Source organism: Vibrio sp. YT-19(2023) (assembly GCF_033337395.1).
Genome location: NZ_JAWOQN010000659.1, coordinates 1 through 637, shown reverse-complemented (window position 1 = coordinate 637; position 637 = coordinate 1). Strand labels below are relative to the sequence as shown.

The window sequence follows — 637 nt, the reverse complement described above, 5'->3', positions numbered from 1 at the left end:
TACATATTTTGCATCATCACTCTGCGCGGCTTCAAATTCTTGACAAAGCGCTAATAATTCTTGCCCTTGATCTGTTGGTAACATACCAAATAAGCGTTCAGCGGCTTTTATTTCTTTTTCTGCTTGCTCTTTTGAAGCTGCAGTATCATAAACAAACGTGTCGCCTGCGTCGATCTCAACAACGTCATGTATCAATAGCATTTTCATCACTCGACAGATATCGACTGGCGCATTTGCGTGCTCGACCATTAAGACTGCCATCAATGCGACATGCCAACTGTGCTCACCACTGTTTTCAAGACGACCTTCGGCGCTTTTCACCCGAGTACGACGCAATACGCTTTTGAGCTTATCAAGCTCAATGAGTAATGCTAACTGCTTTTCTAATCGATCCATATTAGCGCCCTTCTTGCTGCCAATGAGGGTTAGTTAATGATGTCAGCACATGATCTTGCCATTCACCATTGATCAAAAGGTAATCTTTTGCGTAACCTTCTTTGCTAAACCCGACAAACTCTAGCACAGCTTCACTGCGTTTGTTATGAGGCATATAGCCGGCTTGGATACGATGCATTTTTTGCACGTTAAACATGTAGTCGCATGCCATTTTTAACCCACGACGCATATAGCCGTGACC

2 protein-coding genes are annotated in these 637 nt (G+C 43.6%); both read right to left on the bottom strand.

Translation table 11 applies throughout. The annotated features are described in order from the left end of the window. Window positions 1-396: HD domain-containing protein (locus tag R7E78_RS27730; protein WP_318058834.1), on the bottom strand; the 396-nt coding region annotated here is incomplete at its 3' end. Between the two features lies 1 nt (window position 397). Continuing rightward, the coding region (locus R7E78_RS27725) for a GNAT family N-acetyltransferase (protein WP_318058833.1) at window positions 398-637 on the bottom strand (240 nt) is incomplete at its 5' end.